Source organism: Tardiphaga sp. 37S4 (assembly GCF_021044645.1).
In the GTDB taxonomy this organism is placed as follows: domain Bacteria; phylum Pseudomonadota; class Alphaproteobacteria; order Rhizobiales; family Xanthobacteraceae; genus Tardiphaga; species Tardiphaga robiniae.
Map to the genome: position 1 here is coordinate 394,860 of NZ_CP088008.1, position 16,732 is coordinate 411,591.

General features: G+C 60.5%; 16 protein-coding genes and 1 pseudogene. 10 read left to right on the forward strand and 7 right to left on the reverse strand.

The annotated features are described in order from the left end of the window. Positions 1-31: 31 nt before the first annotated feature. The 3 genes from LPB73_RS01860 to LPB73_RS01870 are packed head-to-tail and all read left to right on the forward strand — an operon-like array spanning position 32 to position 3,248. A complete protein-coding gene (locus tag LPB73_RS01860; RefSeq protein ID WP_231079414.1) occupies positions 32-1,684 on the forward strand; it encodes a long-chain-fatty-acid--CoA ligase in 1,653 nt (550 codons plus the stop codon). After that, positions 1,681-2,103 carry a Zn-ribbon domain-containing OB-fold protein gene (locus tag LPB73_RS01865; RefSeq protein ID WP_231079415.1) on the forward strand — a complete coding sequence of 141 codons (423 nt, stop codon included), beginning with the start codon at positions 1,681-1,683 and terminating at the stop codon, positions 2,101-2,103. Before LPB73_RS01860 ends, LPB73_RS01865 begins: the two co-directional genes overlap by 4 nt. Beyond that, positions 2,100-3,248, forward strand: coding sequence for an acetyl-CoA acetyltransferase (locus LPB73_RS01870; protein WP_231079416.1), 1,149 nt, complete (start codon positions 2,100-2,102; stop codon positions 3,246-3,248). The genes LPB73_RS01865 and LPB73_RS01870 overlap by 4 nt, the downstream gene beginning before the upstream one ends. Before the next feature lie 58 nt (positions 3,249-3,306). Here LPB73_RS01870 and LPB73_RS29225 read toward each other — a convergent pair. Further along, a pseudogene (locus tag LPB73_RS29225) lies at positions 3,307-3,402 on the reverse strand (helix-turn-helix domain-containing protein); the annotation flags it as partial. 197 nt (positions 3,403-3,599) lie between these two features. On the opposite strand from LPB73_RS29225, the gene LPB73_RS01875 reads away from it, so the two are divergent. The 7 genes from LPB73_RS01875 to cbbX are packed head-to-tail and all read left to right on the forward strand — an operon-like array spanning position 3,600 to position 11,553. Continuing rightward, positions 3,600-4,637, forward strand: a complete 1,038-nt coding sequence (locus tag LPB73_RS01875; RefSeq protein ID WP_231079417.1) for a class 1 fructose-bisphosphatase — start codon at positions 3,600-3,602, stop codon at positions 4,635-4,637. A 17-nt stretch (positions 4,638-4,654) separates the two neighbouring features. Next, positions 4,655-5,530 carry a phosphoribulokinase gene (locus LPB73_RS01880; RefSeq protein WP_231079418.1) on the forward strand — a complete coding sequence of 292 codons (876 nt, stop codon included), beginning with the start codon at positions 4,655-4,657 and terminating at the stop codon, positions 5,528-5,530. A 53-nt stretch (positions 5,531-5,583) separates the two neighbouring features. Continuing rightward, positions 5,584-7,563 carry a transketolase gene (tkt, locus tag LPB73_RS01885; protein ID WP_231079419.1) on the forward strand — a complete coding sequence of 660 codons (1,980 nt, stop codon included), beginning with the start codon at positions 5,584-5,586 and terminating at the stop codon, positions 7,561-7,563. Positions 7,564-7,597: 34 nt separating this feature from the next. Next, a complete protein-coding gene (fba, locus tag LPB73_RS01890; RefSeq protein ID WP_184511863.1) occupies positions 7,598-8,683 on the forward strand; it encodes a class II fructose-bisphosphate aldolase in 1,086 nt (361 codons plus the stop codon). A 49-nt stretch (positions 8,684-8,732) separates the two neighbouring features. Continuing rightward, positions 8,733-10,196 carry a form I ribulose bisphosphate carboxylase large subunit gene (locus tag LPB73_RS01895; RefSeq protein ID WP_089266271.1) on the forward strand — a complete coding sequence of 488 codons (1,464 nt, stop codon included), beginning with the start codon at positions 8,733-8,735 and terminating at the stop codon, positions 10,194-10,196. A gap of 11 nt (positions 10,197-10,207) precedes the next feature. Continuing rightward, positions 10,208-10,633, forward strand: a complete 426-nt coding sequence (locus tag LPB73_RS01900) for a ribulose bisphosphate carboxylase small subunit (protein WP_115033522.1) — start codon at positions 10,208-10,210, stop codon at positions 10,631-10,633. A gap of 5 nt (positions 10,634-10,638) precedes the next feature. Next, the gene (gene cbbX / locus LPB73_RS01905) at positions 10,639-11,553 is read left to right on the forward strand and encodes a CbbX protein (protein ID WP_231081036.1); all 915 of its coding nucleotides are present in this window, start codon (positions 10,639-10,641) and stop codon (positions 11,551-11,553) included. 208 nt (positions 11,554-11,761) lie between these two features. Here cbbX and LPB73_RS01910 read toward each other — a convergent pair whose 3' ends face one another. The 6 genes from LPB73_RS01910 to LPB73_RS01935 form a co-directional block, all read right to left on the reverse strand. Then, on the reverse strand, positions 11,762-12,892 hold the full coding sequence (locus LPB73_RS01910) for a sensor histidine kinase (protein WP_231079420.1): 1,131 nt from the start codon (positions 12,890-12,892) through the stop codon (positions 11,762-11,764). Positions 12,893-13,223: 331 nt separating this feature from the next. Then, on the reverse strand, positions 13,224-13,484 hold the full coding sequence (locus LPB73_RS01915; protein WP_231079421.1) for a hypothetical protein: 261 nt from the start codon (positions 13,482-13,484) through the stop codon (positions 13,224-13,226). A 90-nt stretch (positions 13,485-13,574) separates the two neighbouring features. Further along, positions 13,575-13,850 carry a hypothetical protein gene (locus LPB73_RS01920; protein WP_231079422.1) on the reverse strand — a complete coding sequence of 92 codons (276 nt, stop codon included), beginning with the start codon at positions 13,848-13,850 and terminating at the stop codon, positions 13,575-13,577. A gap of 79 nt (positions 13,851-13,929) precedes the next feature. Beyond that, a complete protein-coding gene (locus tag LPB73_RS01925) occupies positions 13,930-14,865 on the reverse strand; it encodes a glycosyltransferase family 4 protein (RefSeq protein ID WP_210269098.1) in 936 nt (311 codons plus the stop codon). Between the two features lie 633 nt (positions 14,866-15,498). Further along, complete coding sequence (locus LPB73_RS01930; protein ID WP_158596715.1) at positions 15,499-15,645, reverse strand: hypothetical protein; 147 nt, start codon at positions 15,643-15,645, stop codon at positions 15,499-15,501. A 379-nt stretch (positions 15,646-16,024) separates the two neighbouring features. Next, positions 16,025-16,264: a hypothetical protein gene (locus LPB73_RS01935; RefSeq protein WP_231079423.1), complete on the reverse strand. Its 240-nt coding sequence runs from the start codon at positions 16,262-16,264 to the stop codon at positions 16,025-16,027. Positions 16,265-16,732: the final 468 nt, after the last annotated feature.

A 16,732-nucleotide genomic window follows, 5' to 3' on the forward strand; every position in this document is an offset into this window, starting at 1 on the left:
TTGCTGAAATGTACCTGTCAGGAGGCTTGCCGTGAGTGACGTCTCTCCGTTCTGGCCACCCGGCGAGCCGCACACGCTGCCTTTGCCCGAGGGCGTCCTCTACGATGCGCTGGTGCGGGCGGCGACGGCGCGGCCGGATCATCCGGCCACGCTGTTCTACGGCGGAGTGCTCACCTACGCGGAATTGTTACGGCAGGTCGATGCGCTCGCCGGCTATCTGCAGAACATCTGCGGCGTGAAGCGCGGTGATCGCGTGATGGTCGCGCTGCAGAATTCGCCGCAATATGTGATCGCGTATTACGCCGTCATGCGGGCCGACGCCGTGGTTGTGCCGATCAACCCGATGAACAAGACCGCCGAACTCGACTATATCGCGTCCGACAGCGGCGCCACGGTGGCGATCGTCGGCAGCGATCTCGTCGATGTTTTTGCACCGCTTCTTGGCAACGCCATCAACAGCATCATCGTCGCGCACTATCACGACTATGTACCCGAGACATCGCCTTACACGCTGCCTGCCTGCGTGACGCTAAACGGATCGTGCCCCACGGCGCCGGGTTGGCGCGCCTGGGACTATGTGATCGCGCGCAACGAAGCGCCGGCGACGATGACCGCGACGCCGGCCGATCTCTGCCTGTTCCCTTACACATCCGGCACGACAGGCAAGCCGAAGGCCTGCATGCATCTGCACTCGAGCGTGCTGTTCACCGCGGTGCTGCAAGCGCGCTGGTACCGGCTCGGCGGCGGCGACGTGCTGACTGGCGCGCAGCCGTTCTTTCATGTGGCGGGCATGCAGGGCTCGATGAATGCGGCGATCTCGATCGGCGCGACGCTGATGCTGATGGCGCGCTGGGATAAGGACCTGATCCCTGATCTGTTCGAGGCCCATGGCGTGACCTTCTGGAACGCGGCGCCGACCATGATGGTCGACGTGCTCTCCAGCCCGACATTCCGCGAAGAATGTTTTGCAAAGCTCAAGGTCATCACCGGCGGCGGTGCGGCAATGCCGGTGGCGGTGGCCGAACGACTGAAGACCCGCTTCAACCTCGAATTCGTTGAAGGCTACGGCATGACCGAGACCATGTCGCCGACCCACATCAATCCGATGGAAGCGCCAAGGCGCCAGTGCCTCGGCATCCCCGTGCACCAGACCGACGCGCGGATCATCGATCCCGACACGCTGACCGAGCTCGGCAGCGACGCAATCGGCGAGATTGTGGTCAACGGCCCGCAGGTGCTGCAGAACTACTGGAACAAGCCCGAAGCGAACGAGACCGCCTTCGTCACGTTCGATGGCAAGCGCTTCCTGCGCACCGGCGATCTCGGCTATCGCGACCGCGACGGTTATTTCTTTGCTGTCGATCGGCTGAAGCGGATGATCAATGTCAGTGGCTTCAAGGTGTGGCCGGCGGAAGTCGAGTCCATCATGTATGGCCATCCCGCCATCAAGGAGTGCTGCATCATCTCGACGCCGGACAGCTATCGCGGCGAGTCGGTGAAGGCGCTGGTGGTGCTGCATGATGCGGCCAAATCGTCGACAACGGCAGACGAGATCATCGGCTGGGCGCGCGGCGCCATGGCCAATTACAAGACGCCACGCTCGGTGGTGCTGGTCGACAGCCTGCCGCGCTCGGAAAGCAACAAGATCAGCTGGCGGTCGCTGCAGGAAGCGGAGTGGACATGACGACAGCAACCTCGCCAGCGGCCGAGCTTGGCCCCGAAGGACAGTTCTGGACCCATCTGCGCGCGGGCAGACTGATGATCCAGCGTTCGCGCTCGACCGGCGAATATGTGTTCTATCCGCGCCTGATCGCGCCCCGCAGCGGCGCAGACGATCTCGAATTCGTCGAAGTTAGTGGCTTCGGCACGGTCTATTCGACCACCATCATGCGGCGGCCCGCGAAGCACGGCGGCGACCACAATGCCTGCGTCGTCGAGCTCGACGAGGGCGTCCGCATGCTTAGTCGCGTCATTGAGTGCGCGCCGGATGAGGTCCATATCGGCATGCGCGTGCAAGCGGTGATCGCGCCGGTGGATTTCGGCACCTATGCCCGTAGCGAGCAGCCCATCGTGCTGTTTCGTCCCGTGGGAGCAGCGCCATGACCGCATCTTCGTTGCGTGGCAAGAGCGCCATCGTCGGTATCGGCACCTACGGCCTCGGCCGTGCGCCCGGTCTGTCCTCGATGGATCTGATGGCGGGCGCCACTGCGCGCGCAGTCGCCGATGCGGGCCTGCAGCTGAAGGACATCGACGGCATCTGCGGTGGCACGCTGTATCACATGTTCCCGACGCTCTCGATGGGTGAGTATCTCGGCATCCGCCCGAAATGGGCCTGCTCCGACATGACCGGCGGCTCGTCCTTCCTGTCACATCTCCTGCAGGCGACCATGGCCATCGAGGCAGGGCTCTGCACCACGGTGCTGATCGCCTATGGCTCCAATCTCAAACAGGCCGGCACCTTCGGCATCCACGAACTGCCGACCTTCGAGAAAGTCTACGGCCTGATGTCGCCGCTGCCCGGCTACGCGATGTGCGCCGCGCGGCACATGTATGAATATGGCACCACGCGCGCGCAGATGGCGGAAGTTGCCGTGGCCGCGCGGCAATGGGCACAACTGCACCCTGACGCAACGATGAAGGCGCCGCTGACCATCGACGATGTGCTGGCATCGCCGCTGGTGGCCGATCCGCTCTCGCGGCTAGATTGCTGCCTGATGAGTGATGGTGGTGCTGCCATCATCGTCACCAGTCCCGATCGTGCGAAAGCGCTGAAGCACAAGCCGGTCTATTTCCTCGGCGGCGCCGGGGCGAGCTGGAGCCGCGAGGTCTCGCAGATCCCGGATTTCTGTACGACGCCGACGGCCGAATGCGCGCCGCGCGCGTTCGAGATGGCGGGCATCACCACGACTGATGTCGATGTGCTGCAGCTCTACGACGCCTTTACCATCAACGTCATCATGTTCCTGGAAGACATGAGATTCTGCAAGAAAGGCGAGGGCGGTGCATTTGTCTCCGGTGGTCGGATCGCGCCGGGTGGTGCTCTGCCCGTCAATACCAATGGCGGTGGATTATCGTTTGCACATCCGGGCATGTATGGGCTGTTCACGCTGATCGAAGCGACGGAGCAATTGCGCGGCAATGCCGGCGCACGGCAGATCGCGGATGCCGAGATCGCGATCGCTCATGGCAATGGCTGCACCTTCTCGCATGAATTTGTGGCCGTGCTTGGCGGCGCCAACACGCTGTAATGACAGATCTGTTGATGTCCACATCTTGTGGATAATGGGCGGTCTGGCCCGCTAGTGTCTGCAGACTGCGAATCTGCAGCGTGACCGCGGACTGTCTCAGATGCAGTTTTTTGGCCGCAGCCGTGACCGAGCGATCGCGGTGAACGGCGGTCAGCGCGCAACTGGCGACGGATCAATTCCCGCGGAAACCGGCTCACCAGCCTCGCAACCTCTATAAGGAAAACTTTGCTCCGGCCAAAGATAAGAATATTTTACTAATTCTACAAACTGGGATGTTGTTGGTGCGCGGACGGCCGAACGGCACGACGCTTTGAAAATGGCCCCGCAGAGGGCGGCGATGAGGGAACGGCTATGGATGAACGCGTGACATTGCGTTCGCATCTTGATCGCGCGGGGGTGAAGACGCCGAACCGGCTTGCGATCGCCGCCGTGATCGAGGGAATCGCCGCTGCATCCATCGACCTTGCCGACGTCATTGCCGACGGCCCGCTGGCCGGCATTACGGGTCGTCTCAGCGGCGTGAATTCCGACGGCGACGCGCAGAAGGACATCGATCTTGTCGCGGACAGGATGATGCGCCGCGCGCTGCTCGTGACCCCCGTCGCCGCCATTCTGTCGGAAGAGGCGGAATTGCCCGAAATCCTCGATGTCGCTGCGCCGCTCTGTGTCGCGATCGATCCGCTGGATGGCTCTGCCAATCTTGAGAACAACATTTCGGTCGGCACCATCTTCTCGATCCGCCCGCGCGGCAACGATGCGGTTTCCACCTTCTTCGAGCCCGGCACCGCCCAATGCGCCGCGGGCTTCGTTGTCTACGGTCCCCAGACCACGCTGGTGCTGGCGCACAACGGGCGTGTCGACATCTTCATCCTGGACCGCCGCGCGCGTGAATTCCTGCTCGTCGCACAAGGCGTCAGGATTGCGCCCAATACGCCGGAATTCGCCATCAACGCGTCGAACCGGCGGCACTGGCACGGTCCGGTGCGGACCTATATCGACGAATGCCTGGCCGGCATTGGTGGCGACGGCGGTGCCGATTTCAACATGCGCTGGATCGGCTCGCTGGTCGCCGAGTCACTTCGCATTCTCGTCCGCGGCGGCGTCTTCCTCTATCCGGCCGACGCGCGCCCCGGATACCGCGAAGGGCGCCTACGCCTTTTATACGAAGCACACCCGATGGCGTTGGTCATGGAATGGGCCGGAGGCTCCGCGACCACCGGCCGTCGCCGCATCCTCGAACTCTCGGCGCGAACGCCGCACCAGCGCGTGCCGCTGATCATGGGCTCGATGCGCGGGGTTCGCGACGTTGCCGCCATTCACGAAGGAATCGAGCCGATGTTCGACAATAGCGACGCGCCGCTGTTTGCGCGGCGCGGCCTGTTTCGCTGAGCCGGGGGCAGAGCAAAATGTCGCGCAGCTATCCCATCATATCGATCACTGGTTCATCGGGCGCCGGCACCACGTCGGTGAAAAAGACGTTCGAGAACATTTTCCGTCGCGAGAAAGTCGCCGCCGCCTATATCGAGGGCGATGCGTTTCATCGCTACAACCGCGTCGAGATGCGCACGAAGATGCTGGAGGAAGGCGAGAAGGGCAACAAGCACTTCAGCCACTTCAGCCCGGAAACCAACCTGTTCGAGGAGCTGGAGAAAGTCTTCCGCGACTACGGCGAATCCGGCACCGGCACCGCCCGTCATTACGTGCACGACGAGGACGAAGCCAAATTATACGGTGCGGCACCGGGGACCTTTACCGAATGGGGCCCGCTGCCGGAAAAGTCCGACCTGCTATTTTACGAAGGTCTGCATGGCGCTGTGGTGACCGACAAGGTCAATATCGCCCAGCATGCTGACCTCAAGGTCGGCGTCGTTCCCGTCATCAATCTGGAGTGGATCCAGAAGCTGCATCGCGACCGCAAGGATCGCGGTTACACGCAGGAAGCCGTCACCGACACCATCCTGCGGCGGATGCCGGACTATGTGAACTACATCTGCCCGCAATTTGCCGAGACCGACATCAACTTCCAGCGTGTGCCGACGGTCGACACCTCGAACCCTTTCATCGCGCGGTGGATCCCGACGCCGGATGAATCGATGGTGGTGATCCGGTTGAAGAATCCGCGCGGCATCGATTTCCCCTATTTGCTGTCGATGATCCCCAACAGCTTCATGTCGCGTGCCAACTCGATCGTGATCCACGGCTCGAAACTGGATCTGGCGATGCAGCTCATCCTCACCCCGCTGATCCTGCAATTGATGGAACGCAAAAGGCGCACGGCATGAATATTCAGAGTCCCGCTCCCCAGATTGATCACGCGACCGTTCCGCACGCGGATATGGCGAATGCGATTCGCTTTCTCGCGATCGACGCGGTGGAAAAGGCGAAGTCGGGCCATCCCGGCATGCCGATGGGTATGGCCGATGCGGCGACAGTGCTGTTCTCACGCTTCCTCAAATTCGATGCCGCCGATCCGTCCTGGCCAGACCGCGACCGCTTCATCTTGTCCGCCGGCCACGGCTCGATGTTGCTCTACGCGCTGCTGCATCTGACCGGATCGGCGGAGGTGACGCTCGATCAGTTGCAGTCGTTCCGGCAATGGGGCTCGAAGACACCCGGCCATCCCGAATACGGCCACACCGCGGGCGTCGAGACGACCACCGGCCCGCTCGGCCAGGGCATCGCCACGGCGGTCGGCATGGCCTTGGCCGAACGCCTGATGAATGCGCGTTTCGGCGACGGTCTCGTCGATCACTACACTTACGTGATCGCCGGCGACGGCTGCTTGATGGAGGGCCTCAGCCACGAGGCGATCTCGCTGGCGGGACATCTGCGGCTCAATCGTCTGGTCGTGCTGTTCGACGACAACCAGATCTCGATCGACGGCGCGACCTCGCTGTCGTGTTCGGACGATCAGCTTGCGCGCTTCGCTGCATCGGGATGGTCGGCCTGCCGCGTCAACGGCCATGATCCCGAGGCCGTGGCCGCAGCCATTGCACGGGCGCGCGACAACGACCGCCCGTCGCTGATCGCGTGCCGCACGGTGATCGGCTTCGGCGCGCCAAATCGGCAAGGCAGTGAGAAGGCGCATGGCGCGCCACTGGGCGCGGACGAGATCGCGAAGACGCGCGACGCGCTGCACTGGCCGCACGCACCGTTCCACGTTCCCGATGCGGTGGCGCGACAATGGCGCGCGGTCGGCGCGCGCGGACAGACGGCGCATGCGGAATGGGCGGGGCGCGTTTCGCGTCTCGACGGCGCTGTGCGGGACTACTTTCAGGCCGCGCTGAAGGGCCAGCTTTCCAGCGGATACGAGAATGCGTTGGCCAAGATTCGCGCCCATTTCTTGCGGGAGCGACCGAAGATCGCCACCCGGCAAGCTTCGCAACTCGTCATCGACGTCATTGCCGATGCCCTGCCGAATCTGCTCGGCGGATCGGCTGACCTCACCCATTCGAACCTCACGCGCGCCAGGATGCAGGCGCCGATCCAGCACGATGCCTTCGACGGCAGCTACGTTCATTACGGCGTGCGCGAGCACGCCATGGCGGCAGCGATGAACGGCGTTGCTTTGCATGGGGGCCTCATTCCCTATGGCGGCACCTTCCTGTGCTTTGCCGATTACAGCCGCCCCGCGATCCGACTGGCCGCGTTGATGGGCATCCGCGTCATTCACGTGATGACGCATGACTCGATCGGGCTTGGCGAGGACGGCCCGACCCATCAGCCGGTCGAGCACCTGGCTTCCCTGCGCGCGATTCCAAATCTGCTGGTGTTCCGTCCCGGCGACGCCGTCGAGACCGCCGAGGCCTGGGATTGCGCGTTGCGGACGCCCCATGCGCCGTCGGTGCTCTGCCTGTCGCGTCAGGCGCTGCCTGTGTTCCGCGATGGCATCGATTCCACTAACCGGGTCGCGCGCGGTGCCTATGCCGTCATCGAGCCGGAAGGTGGCCGCGACGTCACCCTGATCGCGACCGGCTCCGAAGTGTCGATTGCGATTGTTGCGGCAAAGCTGCTTGCCGATGACGGCATCCGCGCCGCGGTGGTGTCGGCGCCGTGTTTCGATCTGTTCCGGCAACAGCCCGGCGACTATCGGGCGGCAATTCTCGGCAGTGCTCCGCGCGTCGGTGTCGAGGCCGCGATCGAAGGCGATTGGGCGCGCTGGCTTGGCGATGGCGGTGAGTTCGTCGGCATGACCGGATTCGGCGCCTCGGCGCCTGCGGATGATCTGTATCGCGAATTCGGTATCACCGCCGCGGCGGTCGCAACGGCGGCGATGCGCTGCATTGCCCGCTCGCGCATCGCTGCCGCCGAATGAGTTGTTCGGGACAAGACAACGGAATGGAGGACCTATGGCACGCATTACACTGAGGCAACTGCTCGATCACGCCGCCGAACATGGCTACGGCGTGCCGGCCTTCAACATCAACAACATGGAGCAGGGCCTAGCGATCATGGAGGCCGCCGCCGAGGTCGATGCGCCGGTCATCATCCAGGCCTCGCGCGGCGCGCGCTCCTACGCCAACGACTTCATGCTGGCGAGGATGATCGATGCGCTGGAAGAGATGCATCCGCAGATCCCGCTGTGCCTGCACCAGGACCACGGCAACGAAGAGTCCACCTGCGCCACCGCGCTACAGCACGGCTTTACCTCGGTCATGATGGACGGCTCGCTGAAGGCCGACGCCAAGACTGCTGCTGACTACGATTACAATGTCGACATCACGCGTCGCGTGGTCGATATCGCGCACTGGATCGGCGCCTCTGTCGAAGGCGAACTCGGCGTACTCGGTTCATTGGAGCATGGCGGTGGCGAGCAGGAGGACGGCCACGGTGTCGAGGGCAAGGTCAGCCACGACCAGTTGCTCACCGATCCGGATCAAGCGGTCGATTTCGTCCGTGCCACCAAGGTTGACGCGCTGGCGATCGCGATGGGGACTTCGCACGGCGCCTACAAGTTCTCGCGCAAGCCGGACGGCGACATTCTCGCCATGACGGTCGTCGAAGAAATTCACCGCCGGCTGCCGAATACGCATCTGGTGATGCACGGATCGTCATCAGTGCCGCAGCCTCTGCAGGATATCTTCAATCAATTTGGTGGCGAGATGCCGCAGACTTGGGGCGTGCCGGTCGAGGAAATTGTGCGCGGCATCAAACACGGCGTCCGCAAGGTCAATATCGACACCGACTGCCGCCTTGCAATGACCTCTGCCTTCCGGAAGGTTGCCGCGCAAACCAGAGGCGAATTCGATCCGCGAAAATTCCTGAAACCGGCGATGGACGCGATGCGCGACCTCTGCCGCGAACGCTTCGAACAATTCGGCACCGCGGGTCACGCCGCACAGATCAAGGTGATTCCGCTGGCCGAAATGGCGAAGCGTTATCGCAGTGGCGCGCTCGACCCGAAGATCGGCAACATCGCGCAAGCTGCCGAGTGAACAGACCTTATTCCATCCGGTGACGCCGGATCCAAACGAGGAGGCCAACATGAATGAACATGCTTCGATCACGATCCGCGGCAAGGATCGCTACAAGTCCGGCGTCATGGAATACAAGAAGATGGGCTATTGGGAGCCCGATTATGTACCCAAGGACACCGACATCATCGCATTGTTCCGGGTGACGCCGCAGGACGGCGTCGATCCGATCGAGGCTTCGGCAGCAGTCGCCGGCGAATCCTCGACCGCGACCTGGACCGTGGTGTGGACCGACCGCCTCACGGCTGCTGAAAAATACCGCGCCAAGTGTTTTCGGGTCGATCCAGTGCCGAATTCGCCCGGCCAGTACTTTGCCTATATCGCTTACGATCTCGACCTGTTCGAGAACGGCTCGATCGCCAACCTGTCGGCCTCGATCATCGGCAACGTGTTCGGCTTCAAACCGCTGAAGGCTTTGCGGCTGGAAGACATGCGGCTTCCGGTCGCCTACGTGAAGACGTTCCAGGGCCCGGCCACCGGCATCGTGGTCGAGCGAGAGCGTATGGATAAGTTCGGCCGCCCACTGCTTGGCGCGACTGTGAAGCCGAAGTTGGGTCTGTCCGGTCGTAACTACGGCCGCGTCGTCTATGAGGCGCTGAAGGGCGGGCTCGACTTCACCAAGGACGACGAGAACATCAACTCGCAGCCCTTCATGCATTGGCGCGAACGTTTTCTCTATTGCATGGAGGCGGTCAACAAGGCGCAGGCGGCGTCCGGCGAGATCAAGGGCACATATCTCAACGTCACCGCCGGTACCATGGAGGACATGTACGAACGCGCCGAATTCGCCAAGCAGCTCGGTTCCGTCATCATCATGATCGACCTCGTCATCGGCTACACTGCGATCCAGTCGATGGCGAAATGGGCGCGCAAGAACGACATGATCCTGCATCTGCACCGCGCGGGACACTCGACCTATACGCGGCAGCGCAATCACGGCGTCTCGTTCCGCGTCATCGCCAAATGGATGCGGCTCGCCGGCGTCGATCACATCCATGCCGGGACGGTCGTCGGCAAGCTCGAAGGCGATCCGGCTACGACGCGCGGCTATTACGACATCTGCCGCGAAGACTACAATCCGATGCGGCTCGAACACGGCGTGTTCTTCGAGCAAAACTGGGCCAGCCTCAACAAGATGATGCCGGTCGCGTCGGGCGGCATCCATGCCGGCCAGATGCATCAGTTGCTCGATCACCTTGGCGAAGACGTCATCCTGCAGTTCGGTGGCGGCACCATCGGCCATCCGATGGGTATCCAGGCCGGCGCCACCGCCAACCGTGTCGCGTTGGAAGCGATGATCCTCGCTCGCAACGAAGGTCGCGACTACCTGCATGAAGGCGAGGAGATTCTTGCCAAGGCGGCGATGACCTGCACACCGCTGAAGGCGGCGCTGGAGACATGGAAGAACGTCACCTTCAATTATGAATCCACTGACATGCCCGACTACGCCCCCACCGCCAGCGTCTCGCTGTAAGGAGTACGATCATGCGCATTACCCAGGGCTGCTTCTCGTTCCTGCCCGATCTCACTGATGAACAGATTTCAAAACAGGTGCAGTATTGCCTCGCCAATGGCTGGGCCGTGAACATCGAATTCACCGACGATCCGCATCCCCGCAACAATTTCTGGGAAATGTGGGGCCTGCCGATGTTCGATCTGCGCGACGCCGCTGGCGTGCTGATGGAACTGACCGAATGCCGCAAGGTGTATGGCGATCGCTACATCCGGCTGTCGGCGTTCGACTCGAGCCATGGCTGGGAATCGGTGCGGCTCTCCTTCATCGTCAACCGTCCGAAGGAAGAGCCAGGCTTCCGGCTCGAGCGGCATGAAATGGAAGGCCGCAACATCCGCTATACGACCAAATCCTATGCCGTCGATCGACCCGAAGGCCAACGCTACGGTGGGTCGTGAACACGCTGACGGTGGTTGATAGCGCCGGCGACGTGTCGCCCACGACGCAGGTCGATCTGCGCCGTGAGTTCGACGAGGTCGGCATCGGCGAGGTGCTCGATCAGCTCGATCGTGAATTGATCGGGCTGAAGCCGGTGAAAACGCGGATTCGCGAGATTGCTTCGCTGCTGCTGATCGAACGCATCCGCAAGCGCATGGACTTGGCGTCGGGCAACCCGACGCTGCACATGTCGTTCACCGGCAATCCTGGCACCGGCAAGACTACGGTGGCGCTGCGCATCGCCAGCATCCTGCATAAACTGGGTTTCGTGCGGCGAGGGCAGGTGGTGTCGGTGACGCGCGACGAACTGGTTGGGCAATATATCGGCCATACCGCGCCGAAGACGAAGGAGATCCTGAAGAAGGCGATGGGCGGCGTGTTGTTCATTGACGAGGCCTATTACTTGCATCGGCCTGATAATGAGCGCGATTACGGCCAGGAAGCGATCGAGATCCTGCTGCAGGTGATGGAATCGCAGCGCGAGGATCTGGTGGTGATCCTCGCCGGCTATGGCGACCGCATGGACAAGTTCTTCGGCAGCAATCCCGGTTTCCGCTCGCGCATCGCCCACCACATCGATTTCCCCGACTATGCCGACGACGAATTGCTCGCCATTTCCGAATTGATGCTCGGGGATATGAACTACAAATTCAGCGCCGATGCGCGCGCAGCGTTCGTCCGCTACATCGCGCTGCGCAAGACCCAGCCGCTGTTCTCCAACGCCCGTTCGATCCGCAACGCGCTCGACCGCATGCGGCTGCGTCAAGCCAACCGGCTTGTCGCCGATCTCGACCGCGTGCTGAGCGCCGACGACATCATGTCACTGGAGGCTTCGGATGTGCTCGCGAGCCGGGTGTTCTCGAACGGCTCTGGCGGGTAACGGCGCCCGACCGAACACGCTGCCGACTAGTCGAGGTCTATTTTGGTGACCTTCGGTCTCTCTGGCAGCGCGGTGCTAGCCGGAGACTTCCGGGAATTGGACAGCTACTGGGACCGGCTTTGCCACCTAGCGACCTTCTCGCTTGAAAGAAAAGCCGCCAAATGCGGGCCATTCCCGACAGATTGAGCCAAACAAGCCGTCCACTGGCTCATTTGTTCAGCGAGGCTATCGGTACTTCCAGAGTGTAGATGAAGCCTGATGGTGGATAAGCCAAACGCACAGTGCCGTTCAGTTGCCGTCCGAGCGATTCCATCATGCGTGTGCCAAAGCTGCGGCGGACGGGCGGATTGACCAGCGCGCCGCCGCTTTCGATCCAGATCAAGGTCAGTTGCTGCGACGCCTGGTCGATCGTCCAGTCGACCTTAACAATGCCACTCGGGTCCGAAAGCGCTCCGAACTTGGTGGCGTTGGTGCAAAGTTCGTTGAGCGTCATCGCCAGGGCGATAACTGCGCCCGACCCCATATCTACTTCGGGTCCTGAGACAGCGAAGCGGCCAACTCCCTTGTTGTCATAGGGCTCGGTGGCATTACGGATTGTCATCTCGAGTCCGGCACTCGCCCAACTGACTTGCATCAAGAGGTCATGAGCTCGACCGAGCGCAAGAAGTCGCCCCTCGATGGCTTGCTGCGCATGCTGAACGCTGGTAGCGGTCCGAAGGCTTTGTGAAGCGATCGCACTTACAGTTGCGAGGGTATTCTTGATGCGGTGGTGCAATTCGCCGAGCACAAGCTTTTGCAGCTTGTCGGCTGCTTCCCGCTCCTTGGCGTCTATGCCGGCCTGCGCGAGCAACAGCTTGGCATCTATTCCAGCCTGTTCCAGCAATAGTCGTAAGCTGTCGTTCTCGGCCGTCAGTGTCTCTTCCGCGATAGACTGGCTTGGCCGCGTCGGATTGACGGTCAAACCTGCCTGGCCAGAAACGACCTCAAGGGTGCCTGCACCGATCATGTCTTGCAGTTCGGCGATCATTTCCTTGCTGTCGATGGGCTTACCAAAGAAGCGGCTGTTTTCCGGTTTCTCGTCGCTTGAGGGGGTTATCTGGCCGGATACCAGGATGATCTTGATCTGTGGCCAGCGTTCATGGACCGCATGAGCAAGCTTCAATCCATCCATACTACCGGGCATCTGGATGTCCGAAAACAAGAGCGAAATGTCGGATCGCGCCTCAAGCACGCTGATGGCTTGATCGGCATTCGTCGCTTCGACGGCCGTAAATCCTGCATCCTCAACGATGTCGACCGCTCGCATACGCAGCACCATCTCGTCTTCGACGACAAGCACGTTGGTCTTATCTCGAGATGATGACACCTAAGCTGCTCCCATCAAGGCGGGAGCACACACGGCCCTCAGTCACCGAGCGCCTATCGTACCGAGGTGATGTGAAGGAACCTAGCGATTTTTACATCCGAAGTCGACATAATCCTGGGATTGCCTATCCCGCGTCATGCATGGGAACATTCTGCTGGTCGATGATGCGTGTCGCGAGGAGGTCAAAAATGCGCTGCTAGGCACGCTCCTGAAAGGGCGGTGGCCCCTGACGGAATTCGTCCTGGGGCGGCGGAACCGCTCCCCGTCGATCTGGAGTATGCGCTTCACCAGAAGTTAGGCGAGCTCAGTTGGTCTTGAGGTTGTAGAGCTTGCGCAATCTTTCTTGCGTGCCGTCAATCGCGCGGACTGTATTGAGCTCTGCGGTGAGCCTCAATTGCACGTCGGCCGCTCGGTGAAGTGAGAGAATGCCCCAGTTCGTCTCAAAGCGAGGGTCTGCGATCTCGTCAATGGTCACGGCCGTGACGTCTTCGCACCCGTAGCAGCTGCGGATTTGCAGCAATGCCGCATGTTCGAGGTCGTGTCTGGAAAGCAGCGACTTCGCCATAGTGGGTATTCCCTTGCGTCATCGTTTGAGCCAATCCTGAAGATCAGATCAGGCCTTTGTTTCGCAGCACGGAGAGTATGGCAGGCGACTCTAGATCATCACCAGCTTGATCTCACCCTCGTTGGCTGCAACCAGTTCCATCTGCTCGCGCGCCAGTTTTTCGATCAGCGGCCTGTTGGCGTGGAAGTACCTTTTGGCCTGATCTTTGGTTGGAAACTTGGTCGTCAGGGTACACGCGATTCGGCGGTTGCCGTGTCTTATGTCGAACGCCACGCGCTGAAAGTCATCAGGCGCCTGAACCTGTGTCGAAATAGCAATCATGTTTGGATCCATAAAGCTCGGCGAAAGCCCGAACTCCAGGAACATTACGACGTCTATGTGTTCAATGTATGTGGACGAGGGCGGCCCTGAAGGCGATCTCGCTCTCGCTGCGGTTCTCCGTCGGTTAGCCCAGGATAGATTGGTATAGAGCCAGGTAGCGATCTGCCATTCTATCGACGGTAAAGTGCTCAGAAACCGCCGCCCGGCAGGCGCGTCTATCCAGTTCGCCAATGCGCTCAACGGCTTGAACAGCTTCGAGGGCGCTATTGACCAGGAAACCTGTCACGCCATCTGTGATCAATTCGGGCATCGATCCGCGGTTACGCGCGATCACCGGTGTTCCGCAGGCAAGCGCCTCAACAACTGATAACCCGAATGGTTCGTCGAAATTGATCAGGTGAAGCAATGCCTGTGCGGATCCCAGAACGCGTGTCCGCTCCAGACCTCCGACCGGACCGAGATAAGTCGCGGACCTTCCCAGTGCTGGCACCACATGACGTCGATGATAGTCCGCATCCTGAACGATACCGGCCATGATGAGGTGGCGGCCCGCCGCTTCGGCAGTTGCTATCGCTTCCGCAGCCCCTTTATCGGGATGAATGCGACCGAAGAATAGAAGATCGTCGCTGCCAAGCGGATCGAAGGGAAACTCGTCGATCGGAATGCCGTGATGGATCGTTGCCGCATAGCGAAGGTCGGGATGGCGATTGGCATCGCTGATTGCGACATAATGGACACGATCCTCATACTCCTTGAAAACCGGAACAATACGGGCTGATGAAAAGCCGTGAATGGTTGTGACGACTGGCGTGTCCACAAGGCGAGAGAAGCCCAGCGGTACAAAATCTGCCTGATTGTGGATGATGTCGAATTCGCCGGCCCGCTCGAAGACATTTGCAACATGCAGGAGTTCCCACGCCTTGGCGTCGAGCGACGGGTCCTCAGAGTATGGTGCCGGCACGACACCTGCGAGATTTCCCGATGTCAAACTGTCCTTCGTGGCAAACAACGTGACGTCAACTCCCCGCAAGAGCAGTGCCTCCGTCAGCAAGCTCGTCACGAGTTCCCACGGGCCGTAATGCCGGGGAGGAGTTCGCCAGGATATAGGCGCTAACATCGCGACACGCATCGTGTTTAGCCTCGCAGGATGGATGGCGGATAATCAGCTACGTCAATCCGGGCACGGCGGATATATGGCCGACGGATTGGTGGAGGCCCGCTGTAAATTGGATTGACGCGACGACTCAGGAGCGCATGGTGAATGTCATCGATGGCTGGTTCGATGGTGTCATCATCACTGCAGAATGAGAGGCGCTCTGCCCGTCATCTGTCAAGAGCAAGCGCCCCGATCGCTGCAGAACGGCGCGCGGCGCCTTCAGATAAACAGGCAGGAAGCGACCTTTTGTAAATGCTGTTTCGAAAGTGAGGCTCGACATGGTGGCTATGTATCGCCAACCAAACCTGGAAGTCACAGTCACTCCACATCCCCTGCTTTTCTGGGAATGGCAGGTGCAGGACGATGGTGATCTGTTCAACAGTGGCTTCAGCAGCACACGATGGAAGGCTCGGTATGATGGAAACGCAGCGCTTTTCGAGGTCCTCGCAGGCGGATTTTACTCTGAGCCTCTGTTTGACTGATTGTTAAAAGTGCCGCAACGCGGTCTTGCCCGCAAGGCAATCCGATCTTGTTGGGCTAGCGCGGTTCTTCAATAGGCGCCCAGTGCGTGGGATCAATCCGGGTGACGTTGACGCATCCTGCTTCAGCCAGGGTAATAATCCAGTCGCCGTCGTTCCACCATGCGCGGCAGGCGGTTCGCATTTTTTCCGCCTCGGATTCCATGGCATGATCCGAATTGTCATCGTATCCGCCAGCCAGGAATATTGGCGTTCCGTCTTGTGGTGCGGTGTCTATAGGTAGCCAATTCAACGGTTCATGTCCTTGCAGTGGTTGGCGAACAAAGGTGATTGTTTGCCTGAAGCGACGACTACATGCCGCGCACGCGTCTCATGTTGATTTTGCGACAACGTGGGGCGGACGTCGGTGTTTGAAGGCTGAGATGCAGAGAATTCCTTTTTCGGCTTCGTCGGCAAGAAGCATAAGTAGCCGGTACACCTCGGGACTGCTTTGGGCGGTTGCCAAACGTCTGTATCGAGCGGCACGCGCGCCGTTCATGGAAAGGCCGTCGTTAGATGCTGCGTGTTTGCCAGCCTGATGGAGGTCATGTGGTCGTCCGAATGACTGGTTGCGAAGCGATAATGGCATCGAGTGCTGCTCTACCGAGTTGCCGCGCTTCATCTTCGTAAAGCGGTGATGGCATGTCGCCCATCGTATCCCAGGTCTTTCTGATTGCCTTCGCAGCAACCTCGATCGCCGCATCATATTCGGACTGCTCGTTACATCTGGCGTGTTGCGGCGTGTGTTGAAGGTCATTCACGGCACTGAATTCCAGCTCTGACATTGAGACCTCCCCTCAAGTTGAGATCGTGCAAGATCTGCTTCCGTTCAATCGAGGATTTGGCGTCACGCAGATTATGACGCGTTCTGACCGGAGGCGATTTAGCCCTGCTGAATAACGATGGCGCCAACAATTAAGAAGAGCCAAGAGGAGAGACAGTAGTACCAAAGGCAGAGGCCGATCCCGGATATTGATCGTCCAACGCTCTGATATGGCCACCCCCTTGTTGAGGGGGAAACAGTGCTCACAGACGCCGGTAAAAGCCGAGGTTCTTGCGATGATCTTCAGATCTTACGCTTCCGGTCGGAAATTAAGAATGGAAGATATTATTTTGGAAGCACGAATTGTGTCGCTTCCGGCTTGTGTAGCCGATGCTTCCTCGCATCTGCGATTAGTTGCAGTTGTCCGGCTTTTCGCATGGCAAGCGTTCGCTCGTCTCCGTGAGGGAGTTGAGCAGCTGCCGCAAGCGCG